This window comes from Bartonella capreoli (genome assembly GCF_902813205.1).
GTDB classification, from domain to species: domain Bacteria; phylum Pseudomonadota; class Alphaproteobacteria; order Rhizobiales; family Rhizobiaceae; genus Bartonella; species Bartonella schoenbuchensis.
Genome location: NZ_CADDZX010000058.1, coordinates 1 through 1,025 on the forward strand (window position 1 = coordinate 1; position 1,025 = coordinate 1,025).

The window sequence follows — 1,025 nt, forward strand, 5'->3', positions numbered from 1 at the left end:
AAATCATATTTTTTGATTTTATTATTGCAAAGAGAAAAGCGCCTCACCTAGGCCCTTAAATGGGGCTAGAAAGGAAAGCGTTTTTCCCTCTTTAAGCTGATAAGAAATGCGCACATTGCTACTCTTACCTATTTGTTTCATTAAAACAGGCCCTACAGGATAATGCGCTAAACAGATTTCTTGATTGCACTGCTTATAACTAATAAGAAGCGGTTTTTCGACACCTTCCATAAATACTTGAATAGGAGCATTTGTGTTAGCGTTTGGCAATGTCCGTAATAGCATAACCGGTTGACCATTTTTTGTAGAAACAAGAGACCAGCTAAAAACTTTGTTACCTTCTTTATCATCATGGATTGTCTGAGTTACATTACAGATGCCCTGTTTTATTGTTTTGTTTTCATCGCAAATTAATGTCCAGTAATAAAACTGCATAATAATCCGGCGTGTTTCACCAGGCTTTCCACCGGGCACTGATAATCGCGGTGGACGCACTGTATAAACACTCTCTTGCTCTTTAGCAAAGCTTACAGCCTTTCCTAAAAAAACAAGAACAAACAAAAGACCTGTAATAATTTTCCGATTTCTCATCATTATTTTAATGCCAAGCTTAATCCTGCTCCTATACCCCAGTGACCTCCAGAAGTGGTAACGGAAAGGTTGGAGCACACCATTCCATCTTCAGACATATAACCAGTTCCAAAAGCAAGTGCTGATTGACCACGCCATACACCACTACCAAATGCAATACTGAGAGTCCCTGGTGTATTAATGTAATGCAAGCTAGCTACCGCCAAACCAATTGCTGCTGCTTGTCTTGCTTCTTTTTGGACGCCTTCAACTCTATAATTTAAGGCCTCAAACTTCATATCAGCATAAACGTTAGCTTGTGTAAAAGCAGCACCAACTATATTTTCTATTTTCTTATCTGTATATTTGTTTGCGTCTGCAAGAACAACGCTCATCTGTTCTTTCAGTTGACTACCATTGACTGCTTGTTTTGAACCTTTTTCAATTTTACCATC

2 protein-coding genes are annotated in these 1,025 nt (G+C 38.6%); both read right to left on the reverse strand.

Annotated elements, in window-relative coordinates; all coding sequences use genetic code 11:
- Positions 1 to 21: 21 nt before the first annotated feature.
- On the reverse strand, positions 22 to 594 hold the full coding sequence (locus J7R05_RS07245) for an invasion associated locus B family protein (protein WP_208541765.1): 573 nt from the start codon (positions 592 to 594) through the stop codon (positions 22 to 24).
- Positions 594 to 1,025, reverse strand: a 432-nt coding sequence (locus J7R05_RS07250) for a YadA-like family protein (RefSeq protein ID WP_208541766.1), incomplete at its 5' end; no start/stop codon positions are given. The genes J7R05_RS07245 and J7R05_RS07250, both read right to left, overlap by 1 nt.